At 63.0% G+C, this 15848-nt stretch carries 16 protein-coding genes; 3 read left to right on the top strand and 13 right to left on the bottom strand.

Going from position 1 to position 15848, the window contains the following annotated elements; translation table 11 throughout:
- Window positions 1–2: 2 nt before the first annotated feature.
- The 3 genes from WFM45_RS10280 to WFM45_RS10290 all read right to left on the bottom strand — a co-directional run bounded on the left by WFM45_RS10280 (window position 3) and on the right by WFM45_RS10290 (window position 4269).
- Window positions 3–959, bottom strand: coding sequence for an ABC transporter permease (locus WFM45_RS10280; protein ID WP_004934604.1), 957 nt, complete (start codon window positions 957–959; stop codon window positions 3–5).
- Between the two features lie 48 nt (window positions 960–1007).
- Entirely contained in the window at window positions 1008–2663 is a 1656-nt protein-coding gene (locus tag WFM45_RS10285; protein ID WP_443005631.1) for an ABC transporter substrate-binding protein, read from the bottom strand.
- Window positions 2664–2850: 187 nt separating this feature from the next.
- Entirely contained in the window at window positions 2851–4269 is a 1419-nt protein-coding gene (locus WFM45_RS10290; RefSeq protein ID WP_004934613.1) for an aminotransferase-like domain-containing protein, read from the bottom strand.
- Window positions 4270–4413: 144 nt separating this feature from the next.
- Here WFM45_RS10290 and WFM45_RS10295 point away from each other — a divergent pair, with 144 nt between their 5' ends.
- From WFM45_RS10295 to WFM45_RS10305, 3 genes are read left to right on the top strand one after another with little or no spacing between them, the layout of a single operon-like run.
- The gene (locus WFM45_RS10295) at window positions 4414–5814 is read left to right on the top strand and encodes a cytochrome ubiquinol oxidase subunit I (protein WP_004934615.1); all 1401 of its coding nucleotides are present in this window, start codon (window positions 4414–4416) and stop codon (window positions 5812–5814) included.
- Window positions 5815–5816: 2 nt separating this feature from the next.
- Window positions 5817–6824, top strand: a complete 1008-nt coding sequence (gene cydB, locus WFM45_RS10300) for a cytochrome d ubiquinol oxidase subunit II (protein ID WP_033632805.1) — start codon at window positions 5817–5819, stop codon at window positions 6822–6824.
- 14 nt (window positions 6825–6838) lie between these two features.
- Window positions 6839–6991 carry a DUF2474 domain-containing protein gene (locus WFM45_RS10305; protein ID WP_004934619.1) on the top strand — a complete coding sequence of 51 codons (153 nt, stop codon included), beginning with the start codon at window positions 6839–6841 and terminating at the stop codon, window positions 6989–6991.
- Between the two features lie 9 nt (window positions 6992–7000).
- On the opposite strand, the gene WFM45_RS10310 is transcribed toward WFM45_RS10305, so the two are convergent.
- The 10 genes from WFM45_RS10310 to WFM45_RS10355 all read right to left on the bottom strand — a co-directional run bounded on the left by WFM45_RS10310 (window position 7001) and on the right by WFM45_RS10355 (window position 15598).
- Window positions 7001–7267 carry a hypothetical protein gene (locus WFM45_RS10310; protein ID WP_280598343.1) on the bottom strand — a complete coding sequence of 89 codons (267 nt, stop codon included), beginning with the start codon at window positions 7265–7267 and terminating at the stop codon, window positions 7001–7003.
- Window positions 7264–7488 (bottom strand): hypothetical protein, encoded by a 225-nt coding sequence (locus WFM45_RS10315; RefSeq protein ID WP_015378182.1) that lies wholly within the window; start codon window positions 7486–7488, stop codon window positions 7264–7266. The genes WFM45_RS10310 and WFM45_RS10315 overlap by 4 nt, the downstream gene beginning before the upstream one ends.
- Window positions 7489–7594: 106 nt before the next feature.
- Window positions 7595–8680, bottom strand: coding sequence for an acyl-CoA desaturase (locus tag WFM45_RS10320; RefSeq protein WP_015378183.1), 1086 nt, complete (start codon window positions 8678–8680; stop codon window positions 7595–7597).
- Entirely contained in the window at window positions 8677–9759 is a 1083-nt protein-coding gene (locus WFM45_RS10325; RefSeq protein ID WP_336955422.1) for a fatty acid desaturase family protein, read from the bottom strand. The genes WFM45_RS10320 and WFM45_RS10325 overlap by 4 nt, the downstream gene beginning before the upstream one ends.
- A complete protein-coding gene (locus tag WFM45_RS10330; protein ID WP_336955424.1) occupies window positions 9752–10885 on the bottom strand; it encodes a sterol desaturase family protein in 1134 nt (377 codons plus the stop codon). The genes WFM45_RS10325 and WFM45_RS10330 overlap by 8 nt, the downstream gene beginning before the upstream one ends.
- Window positions 10882–11499, bottom strand: a complete 618-nt coding sequence (locus tag WFM45_RS10335; RefSeq protein WP_336955426.1) for a phosphatase PAP2 family protein — start codon at window positions 11497–11499, stop codon at window positions 10882–10884. The genes WFM45_RS10330 and WFM45_RS10335 overlap by 4 nt, the downstream gene beginning before the upstream one ends.
- Window positions 11496–12782 carry a F390 synthetase-related protein gene (locus WFM45_RS10340; protein ID WP_049277982.1) on the bottom strand — a complete coding sequence of 429 codons (1287 nt, stop codon included), beginning with the start codon at window positions 12780–12782 and terminating at the stop codon, window positions 11496–11498. Before WFM45_RS10340 ends, WFM45_RS10335 begins: the two co-directional genes overlap by 4 nt.
- A complete protein-coding gene (locus WFM45_RS10345; protein ID WP_048323931.1) occupies window positions 12779–13585 on the bottom strand; it encodes an MBL fold metallo-hydrolase in 807 nt (268 codons plus the stop codon). The genes WFM45_RS10340 and WFM45_RS10345 overlap by 4 nt, the downstream gene beginning before the upstream one ends.
- Window positions 13578–14594 (bottom strand): NAD-dependent epimerase/dehydratase family protein, encoded by a 1017-nt coding sequence (locus tag WFM45_RS10350; protein ID WP_336955430.1) that lies wholly within the window; start codon window positions 14592–14594, stop codon window positions 13578–13580. The genes WFM45_RS10345 and WFM45_RS10350 overlap by 8 nt, the downstream gene beginning before the upstream one ends.
- The gene (locus tag WFM45_RS10355) at window positions 14591–15598 is read right to left on the bottom strand and encodes a 3-oxoacyl-[acyl-carrier-protein] synthase III C-terminal domain-containing protein (RefSeq protein ID WP_336955432.1); all 1008 of its coding nucleotides are present in this window, start codon (window positions 15596–15598) and stop codon (window positions 14591–14593) included. The genes WFM45_RS10350 and WFM45_RS10355 overlap by 4 nt, the downstream gene beginning before the upstream one ends.
- Window positions 15599–15848: the final 250 nt, after the last annotated feature.

A 15848-nucleotide genomic window follows, 5' to 3' on the forward strand; every position in this document is an offset into this window, starting at 1 on the left:
TGTTACCTCAAGCGAATGCGTGGATCGGCGTAGGCGTACAGAATGTCCGCCAGCAGATTGCCGAGAATGGTCAAGGCGGCCAGAAACAGCGTGAACCCCATCAATACCGGGTAATCACGCGCCGCCAGCGAATCGATATGGATGTGTCCGGCGCCCGGCCAGTTGAAGATTTTTTCGGTGATCAGCGCGCCGGAGAACAATCCAGGCAGCTCGAACCCCAGCAGGGTGATGATCGGCAATAGCGCATTGCGCAGCGCGTGTTTGAGGATCACCGTTTTCTCCCTGAGCCCTTTGGCGCGCGCGGTGCGAATATAGTCCATGCGGATCACCTCCAGCATGCTGGCGCGGAAATAGCGCGTCAGGCTGCCGGCCTGCAGCATCACCAGCGCCAGCACCGGCAACAGCAGGTGCGCCGCCACCTCCAGCGCCCAGGCCAGCCCGCTCGCCTCGCTGCCGGTACGCAGCATGCCGCCCGCCGGCAGCCAGTGCAGATCGACGGCGAACCATTTGATCAGCAACAGGCACAGGAAGAACGTCGGAAACGACATGGCGGCGAACACCGCCACGGTGATCAGATGATCGAACAGCGAATAGGGTTTCATCGCCGAGATCACTCCCACCGCCAGCGCGATGCCCCAATACAACACCATCGCCACCGCCGCCAGCAGGAACGAGTTCCAGATGTATTGGTTCAGCAGCGTGCTGACCGGGATCTGGTACTGCAGTGAAAAGCCGAGGTCGCCCTGCAGCAGCCGGCCAAGCCAGTGCAGATAGCGGCTGAACAACGGCTGATCCAGCCCGTACAGCGCCCGCAGCTCGGCGGCGCGTTGCGCGGTCAGATTGATGTTGCCGTCGATAAAATCGCCGGGCGCCAGGGCGAAAATGCAAAAAATCAGCAAGGAAGCCAACAGCAGCATCGGGATCGTCTGCAGCAGACGGCGCAGGATAAAATTTCTCATCGCGGGTTCCATCGCCGCCGCCCGTAATGGCGCGGCGGCGTCAGGGCGTTACGGCGCCGGTTTGACGTTCGGCAGGCTGCCGACCAATCCGTTGTAGATATCCGGTTTAAAGCCGGTGACGCGCGCGCTGCTGGCGCTCAAAATTTCGCGGTTGCCGAGCAGGATCACCGGCGGATCGTCGGACAGCGCCTGATACAGCTGATGGTACAGCGGCTTGCGCTGCGCGATATCCAGCGTGGCATTGGCTTTGGCGATCAGCGCGTCCACCTGCGGGTTGTGGTAGCCGGTCTCGCTCTCGCGGCTGATGAAGTCGCGTACGCCGTCGTGCGGATCGTTCAGCGTGCTGGTGCTGAGAGACGCCAGGTCGTAATTGCCCGCCTTGCGCTGCGCCAGCAGCGCGTTGAAATCCAATACCTGCGGTTTCAGCACCACGCCGAGCCGGCGGTAGTTATCCTTGGCGATCGGCACCAGCGCGTCGTTGTTCAGCTTTTTGGTCACCAGCAGCGTCAGCTCCAGCTTTTTACCGTCTTTCTGCCGGATGCCGTCCGCACCCACCTGCCAACCGGCCTCGTCCAACAGCTTTTTGGCTTTATCGAGATCGTAAGCGTAAGGATTGATGCCGTTCGCGTCATAGGCCCAGGAGATCGGCGAAATCGGCTGATTGGCGACTTTGCCGTAACCCTGATACACCACGGCGATCAGCTTTTGCCGATCCAGGCCGTAAATCAACGCCTGGCGCACCCGCTTGTCCTGCAGCGCCGGACGCTTGAGGTTGAAGTCGATGCGGCTGTAATCGCTTGAGCTGTAAAGGTTGATATTGGCGAAGCCGAGCAGCTTGAGCTGTTCGATATCGTCCGGCTTGGCGGTAAAGGCGTCGTAGTCGGTCTCACCGGTCTGGAACAGCTGGAAGTTGGTGGCCGGGTTGGTGACGCGGTAGATAAAGCGCGCCATCGGCGGCGTACCGAGGTAGAAGTTCGGGTTGGCGTGGAAGCGGATCTCCTGCCCCGGCACGTACTTGTCGTAAATATAGGGGCCGTTGCCGAGCGGTTTGGCGTTCAAGGCGCGCACGCCGTCGAGCTTGCCCCGCTGATAGTCTTTGCCGTAGTAAGCCCGCGACAGCACCGGGCCGCCGATCAGTTGCAGCGTGGTGGCGCCCGGTTGCGTGGTGACGATCTGAATGGTGCGATCGTCGATCACCTTCAGGCCGCTGATGCCGGCGGCGGTGCCGTTTTTATACTCGGCGCCGCCCTGAATGTGCGCCGGCGTGATGTCAGTGTCGCCGTCATAGGCCGGATCGTGCAACAGCGTCAGGGTAAAGGCGATATCGTCGGCCTTCAGCGGCGAGCCGTCGCTGTAGACCAGATTCGGCCGCAGCTTGATGGTGTAGGTCAGATTATCGGGGCTGACCTGCCAGGACTCCGCCAGACGCCCTTCCGGCTTGCCCTGGCTGTCCAGGCCGATCAGGCGGCTGAAAATCACGTCGGTCACGTTCTCGTCCCAGCCGTTAGTGAACAGATACGGGTTGAAAATCCCCTGCGGTTCCGAGATGCCCGCCACCACGGTGTCTTTGCGCAGCTTGGCGGCGGCCGGCACCCGGCTGGCGTCGCTGGCCGGCGTGATGCCTTCGGCCAGCGTTTCCGCCTGCGTGCCGGCGCTCAATCCCAGCGCGCAGATCAACGCCAGCGGCGTCAACCGATAACGCAACAGTTTGTTTAGCTTGTTTTTTATTCTACTCACCCACTGCCCCTCGTCTACCCGTTGATAAAAATGTGACAAAATTTATCGCAGAGTAATGGGCGGCTGGAGGGCTGTCTAACAACGAAACCGGCATTCCATTGCCGAAAAAAGCATTATGAATTTTTCTGGGGCGAAGCGGCGTGAAAAACGCGGCTCAACCGGCCGCCGCCAGCCCCCGGATAAGTTTGGCTAAGGTTTTGATCGCCTCTTCAAAGCGATCATTCCATTCAAAAGAGGCGTTGAGACGGAAGCAGTGGTTGAAATGGTCGCCGGTGGTGAACATGCGCCCCGGCGCGATGCTGATACCCCGGGAAAGGGCCCGCCGGTACAGCTCCATCGACGACAGCGCCGGATCCAGCTCCAGCCACAGGAAGTAACCGCCGTCGGGCTGGCTGACCTTTACCGTCGGCGGGAAATGGTGGGCAATCGCCTGACGCATCGCGCTTTGGCGCTGGGCCAGCAGGCGGCGCAACCGCCGCAGGTGGGTGTCGTAACCGCCGTGCAGCAGATAATCCGCCAGCGCCATCTGGGTCGGCACGCTGGTGGAAACGGTGCTCATCAGCTGCAAACGCTGGATCTGCTGCGCATAACGCCCCGCCGCCACCCAGCCGACGCGAAAGCCCGGCGCCAGGCATTTGGAAAACGACGAGCAGTGCAGGATCTGGCCGCCGCTGTCGAGCGCCTTGGCCGGCAGCGGCCGTTCGGCGCTGAAGTACAGCTCGCCGTAGACATCGTCTTCGATCAGCGAGATCTGCCGTTCGCGCAGCAGCGCCACCAGACGCTGTTTGTTGGCTTCCGGCAGGGTGGCGCCCTGCGGGTTCTGGAAGTGGGTCATCAGCCAGCAGGCTTTGATCGGATACTGCTCCACCGCCTGCTGCAACGCGTCCAGATCGATGCCGTCCTGCGGATGGGTGGCGATCGCCACCGCCTTCAGCCGCAGCCGTTCCAGCGCCTGCAGCGCGCCGTAAAACGCCGGCGACTCGATCGCCACATAGTCGCCCGGTTGGGTCACCGCCTGCAGGCTGAGGCTGAGCGACTCCATCGCCCCGGCGGTGATAACGATTTCGTCCGGCGCAACCTGCATGCCGCTCAGCGCATAACGTTGGGCAATGTGCCGCCGCAGCGCGTCGTTGCCCGGCGGCAGGTTAGCCAGCGAACTGTGCGGCGTGAATTTGCGCGCTACGCTGCTCAGCGCCCGCGCCAGCTTCGGCTGGGCGAACAGCGTGGCGTCGGGAAAGGCCGAACCGAAAGGCACGATGTCCGGATCCTTGCAGGCCTGCAGCACGTCAAAAATAAAGGCGTTGATGTCCACCTGCTCGCTCAGCAACAGTTTCTCGCCGCGCGAAGGCTGAGGCAGCGGCTGCGGGCGCGCCGCCACGTAGTAACCCGACTGCGGCCGGGCGACGATCCACCCCTGGCTCTCCAGCAGTTGGTAAGACTGCACCACCGTCATCAAGCTTAATCCGGCGCGTTTGCCGCTCTCGCGCAGCGAAGGCAGCTTGTCGCCCGCCCGCCACACCCGGTTCTGGATCTGTTCTCTAATCTGCTGCGCAAGCTGTTCGTATCGGGTCATAACCATTAACTGTTATATGAAAAAGTAAAATAACTGTCACTATTATAGTCACTGTACTTCGTGATTAACTTCACGCCAAGCTTTTCACATAAAAATGACAGCTATACTCAAGAGGTTAATTTATGTTCAACCCTAGGAGGCGCCATGCTGGGTCTTGATGCACTGGAACTCGCCAGAATACAGTTCGCCTTCACCGTGTCTTTCCATATCATCTTCCCCGCCATCACCATCGGCTTAGCCAGCTATCTGGCGGTGCTGGAGGGATTATGGTTGAAAACGCACAATGAAGCCTATCGTGAGCTTTACCATTTCTGGTCAAAGATTTTCGCCGTTAACTTCGGCATGGGCGTGGTTTCCGGGTTGGTGATGGCCTACCAGTTCGGCACCAACTGGAGCTTCTTCTCCGAGTTCGCCGGCAGCATTACCGGGCCGCTGCTGACTTATGAAGTGCTGACCGCCTTCTTCCTCGAAGCCGGTTTCCTCGGCGTGATGCTGTTCGGCTGGAACCGCGTCGGCCCAGGGCTGCATTTCTTCGCCACCTGCATGGTGGCGCTCGGCACGCTGATCTCCACCTTCTGGATCCTGGCCTCCAACAGCTGGATGCAGACCCCGCAGGGACACGAAATCATCAACGGCCAGGTGGTGCCGGTCGACTGGCTGAAGGTGATCTTCAACCCGTCCTTCCCGTACCGCCTGCTGCACATGTCCACCGCCGCCTTCCTCTCCTCGGCGTTCTTCGTCGGCGCGTCGGCCGCCTGGCACCTGCTGCGCGGCCGCGACACGCCGGCGATGCGCAAGATGCTGTCGATGGCGATGTGGATGGCGCTGATCGTCGCGCCGGTGCAGGCGCTGATCGGCGATGCGCACGGCCTGAATACGCTGAAACATCAGCCGGCGAAGATCGCCGCCATCGAGGGCCACTGGGAAAACCCGCCGGGCGAAGCCACGCCGCTGATCCTGGTCGGTTGGCCGGACATGCAGCGTGAAGAGACCCGCTTCAAGCTGGAGGTGCCCTACCTCGGCAGCCTGATCCTGACGCACAGCCTGACCGAGCAGGTGCCGGCGCTCAAATCCTTCCCGCCGGAAGATCGCCCCAACTCCACCGTGGTGTTCTGGTCGTTCCGCATCATGGTCGGGCTGGGCATGCTGATGATCCTGGCCGGGGTGTGGAGCCTGTGGCTGCGCTGGCGCGGCGGGCTGTATCAGTCGCGTCCGTTCCTGTACTTCATTCTGTGGATGGGTCCGTCCGGGCTGCTGGCGCTGCTGGCGGGCTGGTTCACCACCGAGATCGGCCGCCAGCCGTGGGTGGTGTATGGCCTGCTGCGCACCAAGGATGCGGTCTCCGCGCACGGCGATCTGCACATGAGCATCAGCCTGCTGGCGTTTATCATCGTCTATTGCTCGGTGTTCGGCGTGGGCTACTCCTACATGATGCGCCTGATCCGCAAAGGGCCGCAGCCGCATGAGCACCAAGAAGACAATACCGAGGGCCGCCCGGCGCGTCCGCTGTCCGCGGTCAACGACACTCTGGACGACAGGAGCTGAACATGGGTATCGATCTTCCGCTGATTTGGTTTGTGATCATCGTGTTCAGCACCATGATGTATGTGGTGATGGACGGTTTCGATTTGGGCATCGGCATCCTGTTTCCGTGGGTGAAAGAGAGCGGCGATCGCGATCTGATGATGAACACCGTCGCCCCAGTGTGGGACGGCAATGAGACCTGGCTGGTGCTGGGCGGTGCGGCGCTGTTCGGCGCCTTCCCGCTGGCCTACTCGGTGATCCTCGACGCGCTGGCGATCCCGCTGACGCTGATGCTGATCGGGCTGATTTTCCGCGGCGTGGCCTTCGAGTTTCGCTTCAAGGCGACGCCGCAGAAGCGCCATATCTGGGACAAGGCGTTCATCTGGGGCTCTCTCTTCGCCACCTTCAGCCAGGGGGTAGTGGTGGGCGCCGTGATCAACGGTTTCCCGGTCGAAGGCCGCACCTACGCCGGCGGCGCGCTGGACTGGCTGACGCCGTTCGCGCTGTTCTGCGGGCTGGGGCTGGTGGTAACCTACGCCCTGCTCGGTTGCACCTGGTTGGTGATGAAAACCGCCGGCGATCTTCAGGCGCGCATGTATTACCTGGCGACGCCGCTGCTGGCGATCCTGTTGCTGGTGCTGGCCGCAGTCAGTATCTGGACGCCGATCGCGCATCCGGAAATCGCCGCCCGCTGGTTTACGCTGCCGAACCTGTTCTGGCTGCTGCCGGTGCCGCTGCTGGTGCTGCTCAGCGCCTGGGGTATTCACCGCGGGGTAAAACGCGGCGCGCACTACTCGCCGTTCATGCTGACGCTGTTGCTGGTGTTCCTCGGCCTGAGCGGGCTTGGCATCAGCATCTGGCCGCACCTGATCCCGCCGGCCATCAGCCTGTGGGACGCCGCCGCGCCGCCGCAGAGCCTCGGCTTTATGCTGGTGGGCGCGCTGTTCATCATCCCGATCATCCTGGTCTACACCTTCTGGAGCTACTACGTGTTCCGCGGCAAGATCAGCCATGAGCACGGCTATCACTGAGGAGGGAGGACGCTATGCAAGATAAAACGGCAGCCGCCGCTCCGGCGCCCTGGTGGAAACGCATCGGTTGGCTGGTGATCATCTGGAGCGCCAGCGTGCTGGGGCTGTTCGTGGTCGCCTCGCTGTTCCGCCTGCTGATGACCGCGGCGGGCATGAAGTCGCATTAACGCGGCGCCTTATCTGGCCGCGCTGTTGGGAAAGTAAAAAGAGACCACCAGCGTGACCAGCGGCAAAGCGCCGATCTTCACCAGCTCGAACACTTGACCGAGCGCTTCGTTTTTGTCCCAATACGCGTGGGCGGCGAATACGCCCACGCTGACCACAAATATCCCGCACAGTACCTGGCGCGCCAGGCGCAGCCGCTCCATTTCGTCGAAGACCAACACCTGCTCCAGATAAACCTGGCTGGCTTCATCGCGCAGATTACGGCTTTCGATGCTCATGGGAAGATCTCCACGACCCGTCCCACCGCTTCAAGCTGTTCGCCATTCTCTCGTACGATGCCTAGACACGTACCATCCTGCTTCATCCAGTACTTATCGGCAATGGCGATCAGTGCAAACGCCATTTTGATTACCTCGGTTTTTTCCATCCCGTGACGCCGGGCGATATCGTTCAGATCATCATCAATTTTGTTCGATAACCGAATAGGTAAACTCCGCATACTCCACCTCCTGTGGTCGTTGATTCACAGGGGGAAAGTCTACTGGAAGGGTAAATGTCGTTCAATTAGTGAACTGCGTAACGCCTCGCATAACCCGCATGCAACGCTAGTGCGGCTTGCGCCCCATCGCGCTGAGGAAACGCTGCTGCAGGCGCAACAGCTCCTCCAACTCCAGCAGGCGGTAGTCGATGCCGAAACGCGGCGCCACCTCGCCGATAATGCGGCTCAGCGCCGGGTAATGGCGGTGGCTCCAGTGCGGGAACAGATGATGCGTCAAATGCAGGTTCGCCCCGCCGAGCCAGTACCCCAGCCAGCGCGGCCGGGTCAGCCAGTCGAAGGTTGTGGCGAACACATGATGATACCAGCCGTGCGGCATTGCGCCTTGTTCTGGCGCCTGGTAGAAGTTGGCCTTGGCCCAGTGGGTGCCGATGATGAGCATCACGAACAGCAGTGAAGAAAGCATCTGGCTCAGCAAATAGACCAGCAGGATTTGCCCGATGCCGATAGCCGGCGGCAGCAGCCAGCACGGGATCGCCAGCGCCAGCAGCAGGTGCGCCGCCTTCCCCGCCAGAAACCCGATCCAGCCACGCACGCCCTGCTGCGCCATGCGCGCCGCCACGCGGGTGCGGCCCGCCCTGTCCAGCCAATCGAACAGCCAGATGTAGTACGGAAAAGTCAGCGCCGCCACCAGCGGCCAATAGTAACGCTGCGCGCGCATAAAGGGCCGCCAGCGCTGGAACGGCGTTTGCCGCAGCACGCCGTTGGCGTCGATGTCGGGATCGTAATGTTCGATATTGTTATGGGCATGATGGAACAGCACGTGCCGCACGCGCCAGCAGTCGGGATCCAACCCCAGCGGCACGCTCACCAGGGCGTTCAACCCGCGGTTGGCCCAGGGGCGACGGAAAAATGCGTTGTGCGAGGCGTCGTGCACCACGTTCACCGTCAGGAACATGCCGATAAAGATAAAACCGAAATAGCAGGCGAAAAACGCCCAGCCGTTCTGCTGTTGCAGGCTCAGCCCGTAACACAGGCCGCACAGCGCCAGCAGCAGCGCGACCTTCGCCAGCATGCCGCCGTCGGCGAAACGGTGATCGCCGTTGGCCGCCAGATAATGCTGGGCGGCCTGCATCAGCGCGCGGTGCAACCCGCTGTCGTCGCGCCGATAGGCTAACGGACGCAGCGGTTTCACGGTTGCCCCATAAGGCGTAAGAAGCGCTGTTGTTGCGCCAGCAGTTCGCGATAGCCGATGCAGCGATACGCCATGCCGTGCCGCTGCGCCACCTCTGCCACCGCCGCGGCCAGCGCCGGGTAATGGCGATGATTCCAGCCGGGAAACAGGTGATGGGTCAGGTGATAGTTCAGCCCGCCGGTCAGATGCTCCAGCCAGCGCGGTTCGGGCTGCCAGTCGCAGGCGGTGGCGAAATTGTGCCGATACCAGCCTTGCGGCATGCTGTCGCCCGTCGGCGCCGGGTAAAACTCGGCCTGCGCCCAATGGGTGCCCAGCAGCAAGAACACCACCAGCAGCGAGGCGCACATCTGGCTGAGCGCGTAGGCCAGCAGCACCCAGCCCCAGCCGATGCCGTGCAAGTGGCCCACGACCAGCGGCGCTACCAGCACCAGCGCCAGATGCGCGAGCTTGCACAGCACGAACAGCGTCCAACCGCCGCGTCCCGCCAGCACGCGTTTTTCCCGCAGCGGCGTTTTATCGAGCCGATCGGACCAATCGAAAATCCACGCGATGTAAGGCAAGGAGAGCGCGGCGATCAGCGGCCAGTACAGATGCTGATAACGCATATGCGGTCGCCAGCGCTGGAACGGTGTCTGGCGGAAAAAACCGTTCTCTTCGGTATCCAGATCGTAGTGTTCGACGTTGGCGTAAACGTGGTGGTAATCCACATGCCGCGTGCGCCAGTAGTCCGGATCGACGCCCAGCGGCAGCGTCACCAGTCGCCCCACCAGGCGATTCGCCCAGGGCGCGCGCAAGAAGGCGTTATGCGAAGCATCATGGTTGACGTTGACGTTAAGCAGCATGCCCATGGCCACGAACAGGAAATAGCAGAGGAAAAACGCCCAGGGCTGGTGCTGCAGCAGACTCAGCGCGTAAAACCCGGCGCACAGCGCCAGCAACAGCGCAGCCTTGGCCAATCGCGCGGCATCGGCATAGCGATGATCGCCCGCCAGACAGGCGTGGGCCGCGCGCTTAAGATCGCGGTGGAAGGCCTGTTCGCCATCGGCGGGAAAACGCAGCGGCGGCAATAATTCAGCCATGCGGTTCCTCCACGGCGGCCGGTGCGGCTACTCTTCCCCAGCCCAATGCGACGCACAGGGCATGCAACGCCACGGCGGCCATGGCGATATGCCAATAGCGCTGCGGCCAACCTAGATAGCCGATAAACAGCAGCGGCATGCCCAGCGCGACCAGCAACCAGATGGCGCTCGCCCAAGGTCGCCCTTCCGTCATGCCGCCCAGCGCCACCGAGCCCAACGCCAGCAGCGCCAGCAGCGCCATTTGCGGCCAGCTGATGTCGCCGTAGCCGTAACCGTATTGGTAGACGTAACCGACCACCAGCGAGAACAACAGCATGGCGCCGCTGAAAACGCTGAGCGCCGAACGGCGGTCGCGCGGCCGGCCCGGCGCCGGGCGCCAGGCCAGACGGAAATAGCGCAGGAACGGCAGATTGCTCGCCCAGAACGGGTTAGCGGACGACCTGTCGCCGCTGACGCCGTAGCTGAACGGCGTGGTCGGCAATGCCGGGCAGAAGGTGCCGAACAGTTTGTCCCAGAAGATAAAGCTGCCGCCGAAGTTCTTATTGGAATAGGCCATGTCCTTGACGTGATGCACCCGGTGATGCGCCGGCGTGACCAGGATTTTTTCCAGCACGCCAAGCTTCGGCGTCAGCGCACTGTGGTTAAACAGTTGAATGCTGTAGTGAAAAATCGAGACCGCGACGAACACCGACAATGGCACGCCCGCCAGCGCCAGCAGCAAAAAGAACGGGATCGACGTCAGCGACGAATACCAGGAGTTGCGCACCCCCAGCGACAGATTGAAATGCTCGCCCTGATGGTGCACCACATGCACCGCCCACAGCAGGCGGAAACGATGATGCAGACGGTGCAGCCAGTAGAAACCGAAGTCCCACGCCAGCAAAGCGAACAGCCACATCAACAACGGCGGCCAGGCGTCCACCAGCCCCAGGCTGAAATGCGCAGCCACGTAGCCGTAACAGGTGATCTCCAACCCGCGGAACAGCCACAACATGATATGGCCGGAGTTCAGGTTGAACACCAGATCGTGCCAGTTGACCGGCTCGCGACGCCCCCACTGCAGCGCCACCGCCTCGGCCACCACGATGAACAGCATGAACACTATCGGCAACGCCAGATCGCTCATCCCATTTCTCCTTTAACCACGCGCCGGCGCAGGGTGTTCATACGCAGGGCCAGCCAGCCGGCGAACAGCGCCAGCAGCGCGCCGCCGGCCAAATCGACAAACAAATGGCGGCGCAGTTGCAGAATCGAGAACGCGATCGCCGCGCCCCACAGCATCCACAGCGCCGTGCGCACTTTGCGCTCGCCGTCGCTCAGCGCCCACACCGCCAGCACCGTCAGCGCCATATGCAACGAAGGCAGGCAGTTCTGCGGCGAATCCACCTGGGTTAACGCCGCCAGCAACTGCGCGCTGATCCCGACGCCATCGCTCTGCGGATAGGCCATGGTGGTCGGCCACAGCAGGTAAACCGCCCCGGCGCCCAGCGCGGTGAGCTGCATCGCCCGCGTCAGCCATGTGATCCGCTGCAGCGGCGCCAGCAGATAGCCCGCCGGGACGATGAGGAAGAACGACAGGTAGAGCCATATGGCCGCCGGGTTGAACGGGATCGCCCGGTCAAGCGCCGACGGCGGCAACAGGGTTCCCGCCCCCTGCAGGCGATCGGTCAGACTATACACCACCCCGACCGTCCCCCAGCCGAGCAACATGTGCCCTAGTCTGAACAGCGTATTTTTCATGCCTCCTCCGCCTGGCGCACGATGCGCCGCCGCTTGCGATCGAACTGCGGCAGCACCGCCTGCGCCGTCAACCGCCATTCGAGGCGCTCGGTGGCGATGCCCTGGCGAGCGAACAGCGCCATCAGCTGCGCCTGGCAGTGCGCCAATTCAGACTGGCTGCAATCGGCAATCAATTCCAACCGCCGTTCACCGCGCTGGATCAGGCGATAATCGCTGCTCAGCGGCAACGCATTGGCGATCGTTCGGCTGCAGGCATCGGCGAACACCGCCTGCGGTTGCCGCCGCGCATCGGGCAGCATCAGTTGATCGTCGCGCCGCCCCTCGATACGGGCGATCGCCCGCGTCGGCTGCCCGCACGGGCAGGGTTCCTTGCGCAACACCAGTACATCGTCCAGCCGATAACGCACGATCGGCTGCGTGCTGCGGGTAAAGTCGGTGATCAACGGCGTAAAACGCAGTTCGTCGATCCACTGCGGTTCGATATGCAAAAACTCTTCGTTCAGATGCAGCGTACCGTGCGCGCAGGTCGCGGCAAGAAATCCTTCGGTGGCCTGATACACTTCGCCGACCGCCGGAAATACCTGCAGCAGCAGGCGGCGGTCCTGCTCTTCCAGCACCTCGGCCACCGAGATCGCTTTTTTGACCGGCAACTTCACCTGTCCGGCCAGCACCGCCAGCGCCAAGGCGCGCAGCACCTGCGCCGGGGCCACGATGATGCTGGGCGCCTGCCGTTCCAATGCGGGCAAATGCTCGCTGAACGGTGCAAGCAGATCGTAAAACGCCAGGCTCAGCCAACGATTGTTCACGCTGTGATAGAGATTATTGTCCGCCCGCAGAAACAGCGCAACGCGCTCGCCGGCCAACAGACCGTCCGGCAGCATCTTCGCCAGCATGCCGCCGGCCCACACCTGCTGTTCGCGCGGGCTGACGACAAACACGCCGCGCTGCCCGGAGGTGCCGGACGACAATCCGACGCTGTAGCGCCCGATCTTCGGCGTGAAATCGCGATCCGCCTCGCTGCGCTGCGCGCAGGCCAGCACCGCATCGCGCTGCAGCCCGGCGGTGTTCATCCGGTCGAACTGCGCCATCATCAGCGCCTTGTCCATCTGCGGCCATTCGGCGAACGGCCGGCGACTGAAGCGTTGAAAATAGGGGCTCTTGCTCAGCACCCGACGGGCGAAGCCCGCGAGCTGCCGGGCCTGATGCGCCTCCAGCGCCGCACGATCGCCAAAGCGCAGGCGCCGGGCGCGGAAATAGTGCCAAAGGGTCATGAACGGGATCACAGGTCCCCCTCGTGGCACAGCAAAATGTTGACCTGGCCGCCCGCCCACAGCTGGTTGAGCCGCTCCAGCGTGCGGATGTACGCCGCCGCGTCGTCCATCACCAGATTGGCCAGGCGCGAAGGCCCGCGCAGCGTCTGGTAACTCTGCGGCGACCAGGCGGCGTCGCTGGCCAACAGCGTCCAGCCGGCGTCGGTGAGAATAAAGGCGCCGATATGGCCGGCCGCATGCCCCGGCAGCGGCACCAGCACGATCTGCCCTTCGCTGCCCGGCAGCGCATAGCCGCGCTCGAACGGCGCCAGCAGCGCAGGCAACGCCACCGAGGGAAAAGCTTCCATAAACTGCAGGTTGCTCTCGAAATCCGCCGGGATCAGGCCGGGAATAAAGGCGCGCTTCAGCGCCGCGAAACCGCGCAGCCCGCGGGTTTGCTGCCAGCCTTCGCCGGAGCAAATAAAGTCGAGTTGGCTGAAATCCTGCAGCCCGGCGATGTGATCGGCGTGAAAATGCGAGACGATGAGCGCCTGAATATCCCCTTTGGCGTAACCGGCTTCGCGCAGCTGATGCGCCAACGACTCGGCGGGATCGAAATAGACCGGCGTCATCCGGCGATACAGGCTGAACACCCCCGACTGCGTGTGCTGCTGAAAATAACGCGCGTAGCCGGTATCCCACAGCCAGCGGCGCTCCCCCACCTCCAGCAGATAGGCGCGCGCCGGGAATTTGCACACCCGGAACCCGGCGCCGCGCAGCGCCATGCAGCCGATATGCGTGCAATAGCCCACTTCAAAAACGGTAACCTTAGCCATGCTGTATGCCTCCTTGCCGCCGCAGCCACTCGCCGGTCAGACGAATGCCCTCTTCCATCGAATAACGCGGCTGATAGCCCAGCTCTTCGATCGCACGGGTCTGGCTCAGCGTCATGTCAAAATGCACCGCCGCCACGCTGTAGCGCGTCAGCAGCGGTTCCTTGCCGCTCAGCGTCGCCCACAGCTCCATGCAGCCGGCCAGCGTATGCAGCAACGGATAGGGCACGGCCTGCAGCCGGTAGTGCAGCCCCAGTTCCTGACGCAGCAGCGCATCCAGCATCTCCGCCAGCCGCTGCGGCTGGTGGTTGGTGATGTTGTAAACGGCGCCGGACGGCAACCCGCGCTGCCGACTGGCCAACTCCATGGCGTGCACCACGTTGGGGGCGAAGGTCAGGTCCAGCAGCGCTTGCCCACCGCCGGGCAGCCGCAGCACGCCGCGATCGCGTTCGAGCTGCTGCAACAGCCGCGGCACGATCACCCGATCGTGCGGACCAAACAGGCCGCGCGGCCGCAGCATAATGTAGGTGGTTTGCGGGTAGATCTTCGCCTGCGCCAACAGGCGTTGTTCGGCCGCATACTTGCTGGCGGCATAGTGATTGGCGAAGCGACGGGCACGATAACCTTCGTCAAGATCGTAATGCGGCTGAAAATCGAAGTAGATTGCCGGCGTGGAGATATGCACAAAGCGCCGCACGCCGCAGCGCCCCGCCGCCTCCGCCAGCCTCTCCGTCGCCGCGGCGTTGATGCGGTGAAACTCCGCTTTGCCGCCCCAGGGTGAAGACTTGGCCGCACAGTGCCACACCCACTCGCAGTCGGTGACGAGCTGCCGACACTGCTGCGGCGTGGCCTGCGCCAGATCGAGCGCGCAAAACTCGGCGCCCAGCTGACGCAACGCTGCGCCGGCCCGTTCATCGCGGCCGGTGGCGCGCACCTGATGTCCGGCCTCCAGCAGCCACTGCGCCGCGTTGCGCCCCAGCCCGCTGGTCGCCCCAGTCACCAGCACCCTCATGGCAACAACACCATGCCAGCCAGCGCCAGCCCGGCGGCGGTGCCGATCAGCATCACCGGCTGGCCGGGGTTGAAGCGCCCGGTGGTCACGGCGGCATGCAGCGCCGTCGGGATGGACGCCGCCACCTGGTTGCCGTGGTGGCGATAGATATCCACCAGCGCCTCGCTGGAGACATGCAGCCGCTTGCGCATATGTTCGAGCGACAAATGGCTGGCCTGATGCGGCACCACGGTGGCGATCTGCGCCAGGGTCAGGCCGCTGGCGCTCAACAGCCGATCGAGGTAACCCTCAATCAGCGCCGACGCCTGGCGGAACAGCGGCTTGCCCTGCATATGAAACAGGAAGTCTTGCTCGCACATGCCGGCGCGCGGGTTGCGCCGCGTGCCGCCGGCGCGGATTTCGCACAGTTCGCTGCCGACGGGATAGGTCTCCACCAGGCTGGCGAGGATGCCGCTGGCGCCGTCGCCGCGCTCCACGATGGCGCAGGCGGCGCCGTCGCCGAAGATCAGCGACGACTCTTCGTGCTGCCAGTCGATGCCGCGTGAAGCGAGATCGGCCGAGACGATGGCGATGCGTCGGTACGTCCCGGCGTTCAGCAGCCCCGCCGCCACCTGCAGCGCAGAGATAAAGCTGACGCAGCTGCTGTTGATGTCGAAGCCCGGCGTGCCCGGCGCCAGCCCCGCCACCTTGAGAATGTGCGCGGCGGTGCACGGCAGCGCCTGCACCGAAATCGCCGAGGCAGAGATCAGCAGATCGATAGAGGCTGCCGGAAGGGCGCTGCGAGCCAGCGCGTCTTGCAGCGCGGCGGCGGCGAGTTCGGCCTGGCTGGCATCGTCGGCGGCGTGATAGCGGTAAACGATGCCCGAGCGTTTTTCAACGTAGCCGGCCGGTTTCCCCAGCCGAGCGTCGAGCGCAGAGGACGCCACGCGGTTAGACGGCAACGCGGCCCCGGTGGCGATGATTTTCAGAGGCAGCAGCTCGGGTGAGCGTAATTGTGTGGTCATTATTGTTATTGATTAACCTGACTATCCATAAAGCGATTCTCCCGTACGGCGCGAAGGCCACACGGATCATCCCCGGTTTTTATGTCCCAAAATGCCTTTCATCAAGGCGGTATCTCTTGTTATCGGCTACCACAGGCCGACGTCCGTCGGCGGAAGCATAAACGTAACATAACTGAGATAGTGAGTTTACGACAAGGCGACGAGAATGGGCAGACGGCGGGGGAATTATCGGAATAGCGCCGCCGCTGGC

This window comes from Serratia sp. KG1D, assembly GCF_037150675.1.
GTDB lineage: Bacteria > Pseudomonadota > Gammaproteobacteria > Enterobacterales > Enterobacteriaceae > Serratia > Serratia nematodiphila.